Source organism: Pseudomonas sp. Irchel 3E13 (assembly GCF_900187455.1).
GTDB lineage: Bacteria > Pseudomonadota > Gammaproteobacteria > Pseudomonadales > Pseudomonadaceae > Aquipseudomonas.
The window spans coordinates 259411-276412 of the sequence record NZ_FYDX01000004.1; the positions used below are offsets into that span (position 1 = coordinate 259411).

General features: G+C 66.5%; 16 protein-coding genes. 6 read left to right on the forward strand and 10 right to left on the reverse strand.

The genetic code is table 11. The annotated features are described in order from the left end of the window. Nucleotides 1–57: 57 nt before the first annotated feature. The 7 genes from CKW37_RS08080 to CKW37_RS08110 form a co-directional block, all read right to left on the reverse strand. Entirely contained in the window at nucleotides 58–1149 is a 1092-nt protein-coding gene (locus CKW37_RS08080; protein WP_095155164.1) for a mandelate racemase/muconate lactonizing enzyme family protein, read from the reverse strand. After that, nucleotides 1146–1955, reverse strand: a complete 810-nt coding sequence (locus CKW37_RS08085) for an NAD(P)-dependent oxidoreductase (protein WP_095155165.1) — start codon at nucleotides 1953–1955, stop codon at nucleotides 1146–1148. The genes CKW37_RS08080 and CKW37_RS08085 overlap by 4 nt, the downstream gene beginning before the upstream one ends. A gap of 165 nt (nucleotides 1956–2120) precedes the next feature. Beyond that, nucleotides 2121–3410, reverse strand: coding sequence for an MFS transporter (locus tag CKW37_RS08090; RefSeq protein WP_095155166.1), 1290 nt, complete (start codon nucleotides 3408–3410; stop codon nucleotides 2121–2123). 85 nt (nucleotides 3411–3495) lie between these two features. Further along, complete coding sequence (locus CKW37_RS08095; RefSeq protein WP_095155167.1) at nucleotides 3496–3789, reverse strand: Dabb family protein; 294 nt, start codon at nucleotides 3787–3789, stop codon at nucleotides 3496–3498. 14 nt (nucleotides 3790–3803) lie between these two features. Then, a complete protein-coding gene (locus CKW37_RS08100; RefSeq protein WP_095155168.1) occupies nucleotides 3804–5210 on the reverse strand; it encodes an aldehyde dehydrogenase (NADP(+)) in 1407 nt (468 codons plus the stop codon). 11 nt (nucleotides 5211–5221) lie between these two features. Next, nucleotides 5222–5668 (reverse strand): nuclear transport factor 2 family protein, encoded by a 447-nt coding sequence (locus CKW37_RS08105; protein WP_095155169.1) that lies wholly within the window; start codon nucleotides 5666–5668, stop codon nucleotides 5222–5224. Between the two features lie 3 nt (nucleotides 5669–5671). Then, nucleotides 5672–6481 carry a ribonuclease activity regulator RraA gene (locus tag CKW37_RS08110; protein WP_095155170.1) on the reverse strand — a complete coding sequence of 270 codons (810 nt, stop codon included), beginning with the start codon at nucleotides 6479–6481 and terminating at the stop codon, nucleotides 5672–5674. A 176-nt stretch (nucleotides 6482–6657) separates the two neighbouring features. Between CKW37_RS08110 and CKW37_RS08115 the strand changes: the two genes are divergently transcribed. From CKW37_RS08115 to CKW37_RS08120, 3 genes are all read left to right on the forward strand, one after another. Beyond that, a complete protein-coding gene (locus CKW37_RS08115) occupies nucleotides 6658–8265 on the forward strand; it encodes an IclR family transcriptional regulator C-terminal domain-containing protein (RefSeq protein ID WP_095155171.1) in 1608 nt (535 codons plus the stop codon). A 130-nt stretch (nucleotides 8266–8395) separates the two neighbouring features. Next, entirely contained in the window at nucleotides 8396–8560 is a 165-nt protein-coding gene (locus CKW37_RS32950) for a hypothetical protein (RefSeq protein ID WP_175650037.1), read from the forward strand. A 4-nt stretch (nucleotides 8561–8564) separates the two neighbouring features. Then, nucleotides 8565–9206, forward strand: a complete 642-nt coding sequence (locus CKW37_RS08120; RefSeq protein WP_095155172.1) for a helix-turn-helix domain-containing protein — start codon at nucleotides 8565–8567, stop codon at nucleotides 9204–9206. A 19-nt stretch (nucleotides 9207–9225) separates the two neighbouring features. Here the strand turns inward: CKW37_RS08120 and CKW37_RS08125 are convergent, their stop codons facing one another. Further along, nucleotides 9226–9726 (reverse strand): hypothetical protein, encoded by a 501-nt coding sequence (locus CKW37_RS08125; RefSeq protein WP_095155173.1) that lies wholly within the window; start codon nucleotides 9724–9726, stop codon nucleotides 9226–9228. 364 nt (nucleotides 9727–10090) lie between these two features. Here CKW37_RS08125 and CKW37_RS08130 point away from each other — a divergent pair, with 364 nt between their 5' ends. Beyond that, nucleotides 10091–10912: an IclR family transcriptional regulator gene (locus CKW37_RS08130; protein ID WP_256587709.1), complete on the forward strand. Its 822-nt coding sequence runs from the start codon at nucleotides 10091–10093 to the stop codon at nucleotides 10910–10912. Between the two features lie 134 nt (nucleotides 10913–11046). Here the strand turns inward: CKW37_RS08130 and CKW37_RS08135 are convergent, their stop codons facing one another. Next, entirely contained in the window at nucleotides 11047–12528 is a 1482-nt protein-coding gene (locus tag CKW37_RS08135) for a class I adenylate-forming enzyme family protein (RefSeq protein ID WP_095155174.1), read from the reverse strand. A 2-nt stretch (nucleotides 12529–12530) separates the two neighbouring features. After that, nucleotides 12531–13553, reverse strand: a complete 1023-nt coding sequence (locus CKW37_RS08140; protein WP_095155175.1) for an alcohol dehydrogenase catalytic domain-containing protein — start codon at nucleotides 13551–13553, stop codon at nucleotides 12531–12533. Nucleotides 13554–13701: 148 nt separating this feature from the next. Between CKW37_RS08140 and CKW37_RS08145 the strand changes: the two genes are divergently transcribed. After that, nucleotides 13702–14403 (forward strand): enoyl-CoA hydratase/isomerase family protein, encoded by a 702-nt coding sequence (locus CKW37_RS08145; RefSeq protein ID WP_095155176.1) that lies wholly within the window; start codon nucleotides 13702–13704, stop codon nucleotides 14401–14403. A gap of 91 nt (nucleotides 14404–14494) precedes the next feature. Further along, complete coding sequence (locus CKW37_RS08150) at nucleotides 14495–17002, forward strand: TonB-dependent siderophore receptor (RefSeq protein WP_095155177.1); 2508 nt, start codon at nucleotides 14495–14497, stop codon at nucleotides 17000–17002.

Below are 17002 nucleotides of genomic sequence, written 5' to 3' on the forward strand. Positions count from 1 at the left end.
ACCCCTGCCGCCACTGAAGCCAGTGGCGGAGGTTGACGATGGAATGAAGCGTCGCGATCAGGTGCGGCGGAAGCGCTCGATCACTTGCAGGTCGATCTCCACGCCCAGGCCGGGGCCCTGCGGGATCTGCAACTGGTGGCCGCTGCGCAGCGCCTCGACCGGGTACAGCCAGTCCGCCGGCTCGACGAACAGGTACTCGATCTGCGGCACCCACGGCTGCACCGCCGCCAGGTGCAGGGTGGCGATCAGGCCGGGACCGAAATACGGACAGTGCGGCAGCACCACGGCGTCATGCTGGCGGGCCAGTTCACCGATGCGCAGCGCTTCGGAAATTCCGCCGACCTTGGTCACGCTGGGCTGCACCGAGTCCACCGCGCCGCTGACGATGGCCTGCTCGAACTGCACCGCGGTGCACCAGTTCTCCCCCGCCGACAGCGGCACGCCCTGCCCGCGCAGGCTGGCCAGGGTGGCGAAGTCTTCGGGCGGGAAGATCGGCTCTTCCAGCCAGGCCAGTTTCATCTCGCGCAACGCCGGCAGCCACTCGCGGGTGTCGCTGACGCTCCAGCCGCAGTTGACGTCGGTGGCCATCGGTACCTCGTCGCCGATAGCGCGGCGGCAGGCGGCGATTTCGTCGAGGGTGACCTCGTGCAACTTGATCTCGCGAAAGCCCATGTCCAGGGCTTTCTCGCAGATGGCCGGGGCCACTTCGTTGTCGGCGTAGCGCACCAGGCTGGCGTAGGCCGGCACCTGCTCGCGGATCGACTCGCCCAGCAGGCGGTGCAGCGGCACGCCCTGGCGGCGGGCGCTGAGGTCCCACAAGGCGATGTCGACGCCGGAAATGGCGAACATCGTCACGCCGTAGCGCCCGAACAGGTGCAGGCGCAGTTGCAGCTCGCGGTTGAACGCCGGGATATCGGTAATCTCGCGGTTCAGCAGCAGCGGCGCGATCAGGCGGTCGATCAGCGCCTTGGTCGCGTCGGCGACAAAGTAGCCGAACGCCTCGCCCCAGCCGACATTGCCGTGCTCGTCTTCAAGGCGGATCAGCACGTTTTCCAGGCTGTGCCAGGTGGTCGGGGTGATGCCCAGGCCCTTGCCGCCATCGTGGAAGGGAATCTCGACCACGTGGGTGTCGATGCGGACGATCTTCATACGCGCTCCAGCACACTGGTCAGGGCGGCGCCGGCGTAGGCTCCGCCAACATGGTCACGGCCCGCGCCCGCCGGGGCCATGGCGTCGTAAGGCTGGTAGTCGTCGGCCAGGTGCTCGCCGGCGTTGTCCTGCGGCGCGTAACCCAGTTCGCGGGCGCGGCGGTTGTGGAACAGCGGGCTGGGGCTTTCCGAGACGCCGTAGACGATCTCGTTGCGCACCTCGGGATGTTCCAGGCCGATCAGCAGCAACTGCGCCAGGTCGCGGGCGCTGGTCCACATGCGCAGGCGGCGGGCGTCGGAAACCTTGGCATCGGCATTGCCGATGCGCACGATGAAGGTCGCCAGGTCGCCGCGCAGGGAGAACGTGGCGCAGGCCGCCTCGCCGAACACCTTGCTCAGGGCGTAGTAGCTGTCCGGGGCGACCGGCATGTCATCGAAATATTCGGCCTGGTCGCCGCGGTACTGGCCGAGCACATGGTGGCTGCTGGCGAAGACGAAGCGCTTCACCGCAAAGCGCTGCGCGGCTTCGAGCAGGTAGAGGGTGGCGTGGTAATTGGGCTCGACGGTGCTCTGGAACGCGATGTCGGTGCCATGGGCGCAGGCCAGGTGGACGATGCCATCGACGCCCTCGACCGCCTGCTGCACGAAAGCCGGGTCGGTCAGGTCGCCGACCAGCGCGCTTTCGCCGCTGACCAGCCCTTCGACGGGCTTGCGGTCCAGCAGGCGCAGCGTGTAGCGCTGGCGCAGGAAGGGCCGCAGCGCGGTCCCGACGATACCGGCGGCGCCGGTGACAAGTAGCGTAGGCATGACAGATTCCTGAAGATCATGTTGCCGCCGGCTCGCAAGCCGGCCAATTACAGGGTCTGGCGGTGATCCACCGCCGTCCCTGTCACCTTGGCCGGCCCGGGTTGGGGTCGGCCTTGCGCGGCGCACCGCGCTACGGGTTCCGGCCCGAGGGCCGGTGGTCAAGTATCAGGCCGCGGCGATAACCGCGCCCTGCTTCGCCGGCTTCTGGCCGACAAAGAACGCCACGATCAGCGCACCGAGGACGCCCAGCCCGCCGGCCAGGGCAAAGCCGCTGCCGTAGGTGCCGGTGGCCTGGATGATGAAACCGGTGACGGTCGGCGCAACGATACCGGAGAGGTTGGCCAGGCCGTGCATGAAGCCGCCGGCGGTGCCCACCTGGTGATCGGGCACGGCGTCCTGGATCAGCGACCAGTAGGCCGGCGCGGTGAGCATCAGGAAGCCGATGGCGACGGTCATCACCGCCACGGTGGCGGTCACGCTCTGCACCTGGCCGGTGAGGCCGATGCACACCGCAGCGATCAGCAGGCAGGTGACCAGCACCACCTTGCGCGAGAACAGTTGCTTGCCGGTGCGCTTGAACACCCAGTCGATCAGCAGGCCGCCGCAGATGAAACCGACGGTGCCCACCAGCCACGGCAGCGCGGTGACGATGCTCATGGCTTTCAGGTCGATGCCCTTGGCGTCGATGAGATAGCTGGGGAACCAGGTCATGAAGAAATACAGGATGTAGTTGTAGCAGAACAGCGAAATACCCGTGACCAGCACCGAACGCTGCAGGATGATCTGCAACACCGGGGTGCGCGGCGCCTGCTCGGCGGTCATCACCGGCGCTTCGCGGCCTTCGTTGATCTCGGCCAGTTCTTGCGGCGATACCTGCGGATGCTCGTTGGGAGTCGAGGTCGCCAGGCGATACCAGGCAATCGCCCAGAGCACGCCGATCACCGCGATCACCACAAAGGCCACGCGCCAGCCCAGCCACAGCGCGAGGAAGCCGACGATCGGCCCGGCCAGGGCGCCGCCCAGCGGGCCGCCCGCCTGGTTGATGCCGATGGCGCGGGCGCGTTCCTTGATCGGGAACCAACTGTTGACGGTCTTGTTGGCGGTGGTGGACACCGGGCCTTCACCGATCCCGAACAGCGCCCGGACGATCAGCAGCGACCAGAAGTTGAACGCCAGCGCGGTGGAGCCGCACAGCACCGACCAGAAACTCATCGACCAGGTCAGCACGCGCTTGGGCCCGAAGCGGTCGGCCAGGTAGCCGCCGACGAAGCAGAACAGCGCATAGCCGAAGAAGAAGCTGCTGAAGATCATGCCTTTCTCGGAAGGCGTGAGGTGATATTCCTGGGTAATGAACGGCATGGCGATGGACAGCGCGGCCCGGTCGACATAGTTGATGATCATGGCGATGAACAGCATCGTCAGGATCGTCCAGCGGTAGTTCTTTTTCTTGTTCATGTACGTCTCCGTCCGGCGCCAGTGGCCACCGGATCTTGTTGTTATAGCGCCTGCCCCGAGGCAGCGGAACAGGCGCCTCTGAGGTCTAGACGCTGTAATCCACCGCCACCCACTCGAAGTACTGCTTCAAGTCCGCCACCAGGGCCTGGTGCGCGGGATGTGGCAGGTAACGCTCCACCGCGGCCGCGTCGTCGAAGCCCGCGTCGAGGATGTAGTCCCAGCAGATCGGACGCTCCAGCTCGTTGGCGGCGACTTTCCAGTCACGGATGAAATCGATCTCCCCTTCCAGCGTGCGCATGCGCTCGACCAGGCGGGTTTCCAGCTCCGGCTGCGGCGCGACGCCAGCCAGGCGGCGGAACAGCACGACATGTCGCATCATCGCCCTGCCCTCCGTCAGCCCAGCACCCAGGCCGGCGCGTCCTGCAACGCGACCGGACGCAGGAAGCGCTCCAGCGCGGCATAGCCGACCGAGGTGGTGTGCGGGGTAGTCGACGACGGCCACGGACCGCCATGCTGCTGCGCATGGCACACCGCAACGCCGGTCGGCACGCCGCCGAACAGTACGCGGCCGGAAATCGCTTCGGCGGCGCGCAGCAGTTGGCGGTTGTCCTCGCTCGGCGCCTCCGCGCCCCACAGAGTGGTGGTCAGGCTGCCGCCCACCGCCTGCAGCACGTCGATGATCTGCGCGGGCGACTGGGCACTGACCACCAGCGCGGCCGGGCCGAACATCTCTTCATGCAGGTGCGGGTTGGCGATGAACGCGACCGCCTCGGTGGCGAACAAGCGTGGCGCCGGACCGGCCCCGCCGGCCGCCGGCTCGAACACCGCGCGGGCATGGCTGGCGACCGTGGCCGCGGCGGCTTCGAAGCCCTGTTGCATGCCCGGCGTGAGCATACGGTGCGTGGCAATCGGCGCAATGGCTGTCGCCAGTTGGGCGACGAAGCGCTCGCTGAGGTCCGAGGCCAGCAGCACGATCAGGCCCGGGCTGGTGCAGAACTGACCGCAGCCGAGGGTGATCGACGCCGCCAGGGTCTTCGCCAGGCCTTCGCTGTCTTTTTCGAGGGCGGCGGGCAACGCCACCAGCGGGTTGATCGAGCCCAGCTCACCGTAGAACGGCACCGGACGCGGGCGGTCATTGGCCGCCTGCCACAGGGCCTTGCCGCCCTGGTACGAACCGGTGAACGCCACCGCGGCGATCCCCGGATGCTGGACCAGATAATTGCCGCCAGCGCGAGAGGTGCTCTCGATCAGGCTCAGCACGCCTTCCGGCAGGCCCTGTTGGCGGACCACGGCGGCGGCCAGTTCGAACACCGCGCGGGACAGGTCCGGGTGACCGGAGTGGGCCTTGACCACCACCGGGCAACCGGCGGCCAGCGCCGAGGCGGTATCGCCGCCGAGCACCGAAAAGGCGAACGGGAAGTTGCTCGCCGAGAACATGGCGACCGGGCCCAGTGCCCGTTGCACCCGCACCAGTGCCGGACGCCCGGCCGGCTGCGCGCCGGCAACCGCGGCGCTGACCACCTGGCGGTACGGCACGCCGGCCTCTACTTCGCTGGCGAACCCGCGCAACTGGAACGCCGTGCGCGCCACTTCGCCATTCAGGCGCGCTTCGCCCAGGCCGCTTTCGCGGTCGGCGATGGCCACCAGTTCAGCCTGCTGGCGTTCCAGGGCATCGGCCAGCCCACGCAGCAGGCCGGCGCGCACGGCGGCGCTGGATTCGGCCCAGAAACCGGCGGCGGCAACCGCCTTGGCGACGGTCTGGTCGATGATCGCCAGGGACGGGTCTTGATGATCGGTCATGGCAGGCTCCTTCAGCGTGCGTTCGGTTCGAGGTGATAGCCGCGGCCGGTGTAGTCGAAGGCCACCAGCTCGTTGATCGCCACCTCCTTGTCCGCCGGCGAGGCGTAGTAGGCGCGGATTTCCTTGATCAGGCCGGTGGCTTCGTCGAACACGTACCACTCGTCACCGCGCAGGGCGGTGCCTTGTTTGCTTTTCCAGTGGGTCCACTCGATCACCGCTTCAAAGCTGTCGTGGCTGACCAGGATCTTCTCGATGGTCCACTGCGAACCGAGGTTCTCCACGCACCAGACCCATTTGCGGGCGATGGTGTCGGCGCCGCGCCACGGCACTTCCGGCAGGCCGGCGGGGAAGTAATGCACGGCGTCGGGGGTGAAGCAGGACACCAGCTTGTCGTAGTCGGCCTCGTTGCAAGCATCGAAGTAGCGACGGATCAGTTGCGCGTGTTGGTGCTCGGCCACGGCTCAGCCCTCTTTCTTATCGATGATCGACGGGATCGCCGGGCGGCCGCTGGCCACCCAGGCGTGGTAGTCGGAAACCGACGTCGGGCTCGGCGGGTACACGCCCCACAGCGGTTCGCCGGAGGCGATGCGCATCGCCAGGTAGTGCTCGATGTCGTCCTGCACGGTGCAGACCTCGGCCAGTTCCTCGGCCAGGTGCGCCGGGACCACGGTCAGGCCGTCGGCGTCGCCGACGATGATGTCGCCGGGGTACACGGCAACACCGGCGCAGCCGATCGGCACTTGCAGGTCGGCAACGTGGTGGTAGGAGATGCGGGTGGTGGCGGTGATCTCGCGGGCATAGGCCGGCAGGTTCATCGCGGCGATCTCGCTGCCGTCGCGCAATGCGCCGTCGGTGACGATGGCCTTGGCGCCACGGGCCAGCAGGCGGGTCACCAGGATATTGCCGGCGGAGGCTGCGGCGGGGTCGTTGCGGCTGTCGATCACCAGCACGTCACCCGCTTGCACCTGCTCGACGCCCACCCATTGCAGGTTGTCGTCATTGGGCTTGGTGGTCATGGTCTGGTAGGTGTCGATGTCTTCGCGGGCCGGAATGAAGCGCATGGTGAAGGCACGGCCAGCGAACGGCTTGGTATCGCGGCTCATGGCGCGCAGACCGACCAGCGCCGGCTGGCGGAAGCCGCGCTTGAACAATTGGGTGGTCAGCGAACCGCTGCTGCAAGCGGCCAGTTTCGCCAGCGTCGCATCGCTGACCTCGACCTTCTTGCCCGAGGCGCTTTCGTGGGCGTCGGAATAGGTGTGGATGACGGACATTCTTATAGGTTCTCCAGGCAGGATTTCATCCGATGGGCGGCCGGCAGAAAATCCCACGATGTGGAACAAAGGCCGGCTTCAAGCCCCGCTGAGGTCGATTCTATGGGGGAAAAACTGCCCGGAAAGAGGCAGAATCGGCCCCATGACAGCCGCGTTCCAACTGATGGGAATAACCGATGAAAACAGGTGAAGGCACCGCCGCCCTCGAAAAAGCCCTCGATGTGCTCCAGGCCATTGGCGCCATGCCCTCGGGCATCACCCAGGCGCGGCTGGCCGAGCAGGTGCAACTGCCGCGCACCACGCTGTACCGGATTCTCGCGACTCTGGTGGAGCGCGGCATGATCCGCCGCGACCCGACGCGCAAGGTCTACCGGCTGGGTTTCAACTACCTGGAGATGGTCCGCAACGCCTACCTGGAACCGGACCTGGTGGCCGCCGCCAGCGCCGAGTTGCGGGCCTTGCGCGACCTCAGCGGCGAGACCTCCTACCTGGCGGTGCTGGACGGCAATCAGGTGTTGTCGCTGGAGCGCTGCGACGGCGCCCACACCTTGCGCTCGGCCGCCAGCCTCGGCCAGGGCAAGCCGGTGTATTGCACGGGGCAAGGCAAGGCGATCCTGTCCGCCCTCGCCCCGCTCGCCCGCGACGAGATTCTCAAGGGCCTGGTGCTGGAACCGCTGACGCCGCTGACCATCACCGACCGCCGTCGCCTGCTGGCCGAGTTGCAGATCACCCGCACCCGCGGCTACGCCCTCGACGACGAAGAAATCCGCCTCGGCGTGCGCTGCGTGGCGGCGCCGATCATCGACAAGCAAGGCGTGGTGCGCGGCGCCCTCAGCGTCGCCGGGCCGGCGTACCGCTTGACCCTCGAGCGCCTGACCCTGCTCGGCCCGGAACTGGCCGACGCGGCGCGGCGGGTCGGCGAGCAGTTGCGCCCGGAACCGGCGCAACGCCCGTCCGGGGCGCTCGGCGTGGTGCCGGCGCCGTGGGCATTTCATGGCGCCTTTGCGCGCTGGCATGCGCCGAGCAAGACGCTGTACTGGGCCGACACCCTGGCGCCGGCGATCCATTGCTGGGACGGACACGCCAGCCGCCTGTTGACCCGCCTCGACATGCCGGTGCGGGCGATGGAACTGCATCGCGACGGTTTGCTGGTGGCCCAGGCCGGTGGCTGGTCATTGATCGACTGGCAGGGTCAAGAGCACCCGATGCAGGACCTGCTCGGCAGCCGCCTGCTGGCGTTGGCCAGCCATCCCGGCGGCGGACTCTGGGCCTGCGCGCGGACGGCCGGCGGTTGTCAGATCGGCGAAATGAGCGCCGAAGGCGACCTGCGCCACGGCTGGAACCTGAGCGAGCAGATCAGTAGCTTCCGCTGGGACGCCAGCGGCAGCGCGGTCTTCGCCATCGCTCCCGAGACCGGCGACATCCTGCGCCTGCAACCGGGCAGCAACGCCGTGCGCCGCCTGGCCTCGCTGCCCCGCGGCGGCGGCAGCCTCAGCGGCCTGGCGCTGGATGCGCAAGGCGGCGTCTGGACCACCCAACGCGACGGCTGGAGCCTGGCGCGCTTCGACGCCGAGGGCAATCTGGAGCGCATGATCGGCCTGCCGGTGCCCTGCCCGACCGACCTGTGTTTTGGCGGCGAGGACCTGCGCACGTTGTTCATTACCAGCGCCCGGCAGGAGTTGAAGCTGGAGGCGCTGGGCAGTGCGCCGGATTCCGGGTGCGTGTTGCAGGTGCAGACCGAAGTGGGTGGGCAGCCGGGGGTGGCGGTCAGCGGGGTGTTTTAAACCGCAGCGATGAAGCGCTAAAGATCAATTCCATAAAGCTATTAATAAATACGAATTCATTATTTCTGGTTCTAACCGGAAATCCGTAGTCTGCGCTCATGGCCCCACGCTTCAGACCAAGGAATTCTCCATGAGCCACGCCGCCAACATCGTCGACTTCACCCTCTACCGCAAACGCAAGCACGCGCAACAAACCGGTCGTCTGCTGTGGGCGATGTACGCGCAACAGGCCGGCTTCGCCGCGCAACCAGGGAGCGTCGCGGTATCCGCATCGAAAGCCCCGCGCCAGGCGTGAGGCGATGAATACACCCAACCGTTTTCTGGTGACCTCGGACGAGCCACCCCTGACCCTGCCGGAAGTTCCCGGCCAGGATGACGACGGCGTCGGTTTGCGTGTCGCGCGCAACCTGCAACGGCTGCGCAGCAAGCGTCAGTTGTCGCTGGATGCGCTGGCCAGGGCCAGCGGCGTGAGCCGGGCGATGCTGGCGCAGATCGAATCCGGGCGCAGCGTGCCGTCCATCCGTGTCCTGTGCAAGATCGCCCACGGGCTGAAAGTCTCGGTCGCGGCCTTTCTCGAACAACGGGAATGCGAGGGGGTGACGCTGTTGCCAGCGCGGGACAGCAAGCGCCTGGTCAGCGCCAGCGGCGCGTTCGTCAGCCGCGCGCTGTTTCCCTACGATGCCGCGCACCAGACCGAATTCTACGAGTTGCGGATCAGTCCGCTGGGAGAAGAGCACTCCGACGGGCATGGACCCGGGGTGCGAGAGAACCTGGTGGTGGCCCAGGGCGCGCTGGAGATCAGCGTCAACGAAGAGCGCTTTCTGCTCTCCACGGGGGATTCGATCGTGTTCTACGCCGACCAGCCCCACCGCTACCGCAATCCGGTAGACAGTGAGGCCGTGGCTTACCTGGTGGTGACCCACCCCGAACGCCGCGACTGAACCGCGCGGCGCTGCTGCATCAGCAGGTGCAGCACATCATCGGCATGCCGTTGCAGCTCATCATCATCGGCATGCTGCATTCGTTCATCATCTTCATCATCAGCATGCAGCAGTTGTTCATCATTTCCATGCTCATGCCGGCCATCGGCATCATCTTGCAGGTCATGCAGTCGGCCATCAGGGTGCATTCCATCATGCACTTCATCATCGGCATGCCGTTCATTGGCATCATGCCCATCATCGGCATCATCATGCCCATCGCGGCCTGAGACATCCCCATCATCGACAGGTTGCCGCACTGCATCATCATCGGCATGCCGCAGTTCATCATCATCTGCATCATTTCCGCGCTGTTGCGGAACATCGCCATGTCCATGCCGGCGGCAGGTTTCATGGTGCACATCATGCCGTCATCGACCATCTTGCAGGTCATGGTCGCCATCATCATCGGCATGCCCATCATTGGCATCATCGGCATGTTGGCGCTCATCGGCATCTGCATCTGCATTGCGTTCATCATGGTGAAATCCTCTTCAAATTCGACGATAGGGTGTGGAGTTGATGGCGCCGATTCTAAGCCGGCGCGGCGGCGCGACAAGATGACGGCCCAGCAGCGCCGGACGCTGCCGGAACGACCCCGAGCAAGCGATCACGACCCCACAAGACGCAATGACCGCGCTATCGAAGCGATAACAGACAGATGCTCCCGTTTCATGACGAAAGCGACGCGATGGATATCGCCAATGCTTCCATGCTCATAACCCAGATGCATATTTGATCTAAGCCTCTGCAAAAAAATCTCCGATCGCGGCGCAGCTCCCGTACTACGCGCCTCTTCACCCCGCCACGGATCACGGCTAACCTTGGCGACCGGCCAGGACGGCATGTCGCGCCGACCGTTCACCCAGCTTTCGGAAACCACTGTCACGATGGAAATTTCTTCGACTCAACCCGCGCACAGCAGCAAGGACAGCGGCGGGCGCGTTCAGGTCATCGACCGCTCGATCGTGCTGCTACGCACCCTCGCCGGCCTCAAGCACGGCGCCAGCGCGCTGGACCTGGCGCGGCTGACCGGCATCGAGCGCTCCACCATCCATCGTCTGCTCAAGACCCTGACCTACTGGAGCCTGATCGAGTCCCGTGGCGCCACCTACCATATCGGTCCGGAAAGCCTGATCTACTCGGCCGCCTACCTGAACCGCCTGAACCTGCGCCGGCTCGCCCTGCCCTACGCCATTGAACTGCAACGGGTGATCGGCGAAAGCCCGGCGATCGTCTCGCTGTCGGTGCCGGTGGGCGACCAGGTGGTGTTGATCGAACGCATGTGGACCCCGGCAACGCCGCTGAACGTGATTGTCGACCTGGCGGACCAATTCCCCATCGAAGGCAGCCCCAGCGGCCGTGCGGTGCTAGCCACCTACACTGAGGCGACCGCGCTGGCGGTGCTGGGTGAAGAACGTTATGCCAAGGCGCTGCCGGCGCTGGAACTGATCCGCAGCCAGCAGGATTTCGCCTTTGGCCATGGAGAGTTCAAGCCTGGGTTGTCGTCGGTGGCGTTTCCGATCCGCGTCGAAACCGGCCAGGCGCTGGGTGCCGTGGTGGTGGCGGGCTTGGGCATGGAAGAAGAAACCCACCCGGCTTCGTCCCTGGCTGCTCATGTGCGGCGGGCGTGCGAGGGGATTGCGGCGCAGTTGGGGAATTTGTGATTCGACGGCGCCTGGGTTGAGGTTTGCGGCGTTCTCGAGATCGAGCGCCGCCTGTGCGGCGCTCGATCTTGAAAGCGCTACAGTTTCCCCGCCAAGCGCTTGAACACATCCGAATCTCTAGACCCTGTACGGATTCAAACCCCCAACACCTCCAGCAACCGCTTCTTCTGCACCTTCCCATAATGCGAACGCGGCAGTTCTTCGATGAACCACAGCCGCCGCGGGACCTTGTAGCGGGACAGCAATTCGCGGCAATGCTCGACCAACAGTTCCACCGACGCCGACGCCCCACCTTCCAGCACCACCGCCGCGCACACCTGCTCGCCCCACTCCAGATCCGCCAGGCCGAACACATGAGCCTCGCGCACGGCGGCGTGGCTGAGCAGGGCCTGTTCGACTTCGCCGGGCTGCACTGATTTGCCGCCGCTGCGGATGATGTCCTTGCAGCGGCCGAGGACTTCGAGCTGGCCGTCAGCGCGCAGGCGGCCGAGGTCGCCGCTGCGCAGCCAGCCGTCCACCAGCACGTCGCCGGTGAGGCCGGGCTGTTGCCAATAGCCCGCCATCAGTTGCGGGCCCGCCAGGAGGATTTCGCCAATGCCGTTGGCATCGGCGCGGTCGATGCGCGCGGCGGCGGCGAACAATGAGCGCCCCACCACGCCTTCGGCGCTCTCGCCGGCCTGACGCAAGGCCTTCATCTGCGCGGCGGCCAGGTAGCAACTCCACGGTGCCTCGGTCATGCCATAGAGCACGGCGATGCGCCCGTCGAACAGGCTGAAGGCGCCCTCCAGTACTTCGCCGGTCAGCGCCGCCGCGCCGACGTCCAGGCTCTTGAACGACGGCAGGTCCGCCGGCGCGTTGCCTGTTTCACGCAGCAGGCGCAGCAATTGCGTCGGCACCAGCGAGCTGAAGGCCACGCGCTGCTGCGCCAGTTGAGCGAGGAAGGTTTTGCTGTCGAAGCGCCCGCCCAGCACCACCTGCCCACCGCTGAGCAGATGGGCGAGCACCGCCACCGCGGCGATCGGCCAGAGCGGGCGGACATTCAGCAGCACGTCCCCCAACACCGCGCCGCGGGCCATGACGATGTTCTGCAACACCGCGCACAGGCTGGCATGGCGGTGCATCACCGCCTTGGGCACGCCAGTGGTGCCCCCGGTGTAGTTCAGCGAAGCCAGCGACTGCGGCGGCCGCGCCGGGCGGTCGGGCAACGCCACGTCCGCAGCCACGGTCAGTTCTTCCAGCGCACGGCAGCGAATACCTTCGCCGCGCAGACCCTCGGCGACATCGGCGTGCTGCGGCGAAAACAAACACAGCGCCGCGCCGGCATCACGCAACTGGGCCAGCAGTTCGACCGGGGACAAGGTCGGGTCCAGCGGCACCCGCACCCGGCCGTTGGCCATGCAGCCATAGTCGGCGATCAGGTAGTCGATGCCGGCATCGGCCAGCAGCGCGACCCGCTCGCCCTCGCCCACATCGAGCCGCTCCAGCGCCTGGCCGAAAGCGGTCAGCGCCTGGTCCAGTTGCCGGAACGTCAGGTGGCGATCCCGCGCGGGCTCGCTGAGGGCCGGGGCCTGCGGCCATTTGCAGGCGGCCTGGCCCAGCAGGGTACTGATATCCATGCTTACCACCCGCTCAGGACGATACGTCCGCTGACCTGACGCGATTCCAGCAGCGCATGAGCCTCGGCCACTTGAGGGAACGGCAGCACGCGGTCGATCAATGGCCGCACCTGCCCGCCATGGATCAGCGCCAGCGCGGTGCGCAGTTGCTCAAGCGTGGCACTGCCCGAGCCCTGGACCTTGAGCCGGCGACCGATCAGCAAGCCCGGATTCACCGCCACGCTGCCCGGCTGCACATTGCCCAGCACTACCACGCGACCGCCGAGGGTCATGCTGCGTAAGGTGTCTTCGAGGGTGTGGCCGAGGTTTTCCATAGCCACATCGACGCCGCGCTTGCCGGTGAGTTTCCACACCTCGGCGCTGTAGCCTTCGCTGGCCACCACCACGTCATGGGCACCGAGTTGCTGGAGGAACTCGCGCTTGTCGGCGCTGCCGGTGACCGCGATCACCCGCGCGCCCAGCGCCCGGGCCAACTGGATCTGGTGCGCGCCGAGGCCGCCACTGGCGCCGTTGATCAAGACCGTCTCGCCGGGTTGCAACCCGGCCTCGCCGTACAGCGCACGCACGCTGGTGGCTATCGGGCAGGACGCCAGCGCCGCCAGGGTGTAGTCCAGGCCGTCGGGCAGTTCCACCGCCGAGATTGCCGGGATTCGCAGGTATTCGGCGTAGGCGCCCTCGGTGTCCACCGACGGCAGGCCCAGCGCCCGGCACAGGTCCTGGCGACCGCGCAGGCAGTCGCGGCACTGCCCGCAGAAGCGCCGCTGATACACCACCACTCGCGCGCCAACCTTCAGTTGCAACACGCCGGCCCCCACCTCGACCACTTCGCCGGCCACTTCATGACCGAGCACGACCCCGGTATGCGCGCCCGGCAAATGGCCGGCGCGGTGCAGCAGGTCGTGGTGGCAAACGCCCGCGGCGTGCACGCGAACCAGTACTTCACCCGGACCGGCCGTCGGCGTAGGGACCTCTTCCACCTGCAATTGCTCCGGCCCGCCGAAGGCTTTTAGTACTATCGCTTTCATTTTTTATAACCATTTTCTAATTGCTAAGAAGATGTTCATATAACAAACATGTTGTTTGCATTGTGAACATCAATTAAGTTTTCCCCACTTTGACGCCGACCTGCAAGAGGCAAAGCGTCTTTCTTTCACTCTTAGCGAAAACGAAGTCATGACAGTCGAGTATCAACACCTGGGTGACGGGGTTCTGCAGGTCACGCTGAACCGCCCCGAGCGCCTGAATGCGCTGGATGGCCAGGCCAAGCGCGAGCTGGCCGAGGCCTGGGCCAGCGCCGCGGACGATGACGCCGTGCGCGCCATCGTCCTGCGCGGCGCCGGCGAACGCGCCTTCTGCGCCGGATCGGACCTCAAGGAAATCGAAGCCACCGGCGAAGCCGTCGCCAGCGACCTGCTGGCCCGCGCCCTGCCCGGCGTCGGCCTGGAGCTGAACAAACCGGTGGTCGCCGCCTTGCACGGCCACACCCTCGGGCTGGGCATCAGCCTGGCGATCCACTGCGATTTCCGCATCGCCCGTCCCGACACCCGCTTCAGCTTCCCGGAAGTGCGCCACGGCATGCTCTCCGGTTTCAGCGCGATCACCCTGCCGACGCTGATTGGCGAGGCAGCCGCACTGGACATCATGCTCAGCGCCCGCAGCTTCGACGCCGAAGAAGCGCTGCGCTTCGGGCTGATCAACCGCATCGCTGAAGACCCGCACACCGCAGCGCTAGAGCTGGCGGCGCAACTGGCCGGACATTCGGCCAAGGCCATGGAATGGACCAAGGCCCTGCTCCTGGCGCAACGCAAGCGCCATCTGACACACCACATGGCTCTGGTCGACCAGGCCCGCCAGGACGTCATGCGTTACCGATAACCAGAAACTGCCAACACAACATCGCCTCGCCAGTACTGTCAGGAACACCCACCACCAGGAATGGAAAGCGGCACCTCACCGGAGCCTCACCATGTCTCGCCCCAACACTTTCCATCCCAGGCTCAACCTGCTGACCGCGGGCATCCTCGGACTGTGCGTCACCCCACTGGGCCTGGCCGCCGAAACCCCGAGCAGCGACACCGCGCTGCAAACCGTGGTCGTCACCGGTGCCCGCGACAGCGGCCGTACCGTGGCCAAGAGCCTGGCGCCGATCGACGTGATCAGCGCCGATGACCTGGCGCGCTCGGGCAAGCAGAACCTGCGCGACGCCCTCGCCGCCAGCGTGCCCTCCTACACCAACGCAGCCGGTTTCACCGGCGGCACCGGGCTGTCGGTGAAATCCGCGACCCTGCGCGGCCTCGGCGGCAACCATGTACTGGTGCTGGTCAACGGCAAGCGCCGCCACAACACGTCGCTGATCTTCGTGCAGACCGCCGCCACCTCCAGCGGCCAGTCGCCGGCCGACCTCGACCTGATCCCGGTCAGCGCCGTCGACCACATCGAAGTGCTGCGCGACGGCGCCGCCGCGCAGTACGGCTCGGACGCCATCGCCGGGGTGATCAACATCATCCTCAAGAAGAACGATTCCGGCGGCAGCGCCAGCGCGCTGTACGGCCAGTACGAGAACCGCATCGGCGGCAAGGGCAACTTCGGCGCCCGCGGCCAGGGCCAGATCAACCAGGGCTTCGCCCTGCCCAACGACGGTTTCTTCAGCCTCAGCGCCGATATCGGCATCCAGGAAAGCTCCAACGTCGCCGGCGCGGTGCCGGACCGCACGCGCATCTATTTCCCGGTCAACGGCGCCGCCGACCCGCGCGAGAACAGCGAAAGCCGCTACCGCCAACAGCTCGGCCAGCCGCGTTCGCAGACCTACAACTTCGGCTACAACGCCGAGCTGCCGCTGAACGACACCGTCAGCCTGTATTCCTTCTCGACCCTCAGCCACCGCAACTCCACCAGTTGGGGCACCTACCGCACCGCCAACTCGCCGCAGAACATCGTCTCGGTGTACCCGGAAGGTTTCTCGCCGCGCTTCGTGGTGGAAGAAGATGACTTCCAGACCGTGGTCGGCCTGCGCAATGACGATGTGGCGGGCTGGAAACTCGACCTGAGCACCAGCTACGGCCGCAACGACGCCAACACCCGCAACGAGAAGTCGCTGAACCCGTCCCTCGGCCCGGACAGCCCGCGCGACATGGACGGCGGCCATCTGATCGCCAGCCAGTGGACCAACAACCTCGACCTGACCCGCGCCTTCGACACCGGCCTGTTCGCCAAGCCGCTGAACGTGTCCACCGGCCTGGAATTCCGCCGCGACGGCTTCGAAATCCAGGACGGCGACTACGCCTCCTATGCCGATGGCGGCTACGTGTTCCCGGTCGGCCACCCGCTCGCCGGCCAGCGCCCGAACCCCGGCGCGCCAGGCCTGGTGGGCTTCACCCCGGCCGACGCACACAACTATTCGCGGACCAACACCGCCGGCTACATCGACCTCAGCCAGAGCCTCACCGAGCAGTGGGACGTCAGCCTCGCCGGGCGTTTCGAGCACTACAGCGACTTCGGCGACACCGGCAGCGGCAAGCTCTCCACCCGCTACGCCTTCACCCCGGCGTTCGCCGTGCGCGGCACCATCAGCAACGGCTTCCGCGCGCCGTCGCTGCAGCAGCAGTACTACTCGTCGTCGCTCACCGCCTGGCGCACCAGCCCGCTGACCGGCGTACTGGAACAGGCCACCACCCGCTACGTCACCGTCGACGACGCGGCCGGCAAAGCGCTCGGCGCCAAGCAGCTCAAGCCCGAGAAATCGCTGAACTACAGCCTCGGTTTCGTCGCCACGCCGACCGACAACCTCAACGTCACCGTCGACCTGTACCAGATCGACATCAAGGACCGCGTCCTGCAGACCAGCAACCTGCAAGGCACCGCCGTGTCCAACGTGCTGGCGGCCAACGGCCTGGACCCGAACCAGATCGTCTCCTACTTCGGCAACCTGGCCGACACCCGCACCCGCGGCATCGACCTGGTGGCGGACTATCGCTACGACCTCGGCGAGTACGGCAAGACCAAGTGGACCCTGCTGAGCAACCAGAGCCTGCAGACCATCGAGAAGATCAAGGAACCCGACGCACTGGCCGGCACCGGCGTCAGCGCCGTGGGCCGCGACCGCCAGGGCAACCTGACCAGCGCCTACCCGAAAAACGTCACCTCGCTGACCGCCGCCTGGCAACTGGGCGACTTCGACGTCACGCTCAAGGGCACCCGCTACTCCCGGGTCACCGGCCGCAACCAGATCTCCGCCAGCCGCGACGAGGAAATCCGCGCCGCCTTCATCACCGACCTGAGCCTGGGCTACTGGATCAGCGACGCGGTGAAAGTGACCGTCGGCGGCGAGAACATCTTCGACCGCCGTCCGCAGCAGCTCAACGACGAAGCCAAGCGCTTCTACTTCTTCCCCACCGACGACCCGACCTATAGCTGGTACTCGCCGTACGGGCTGGAAGGCGCGTACTTCTTCGGCAAAGTCGACGTGAGCTGGTAA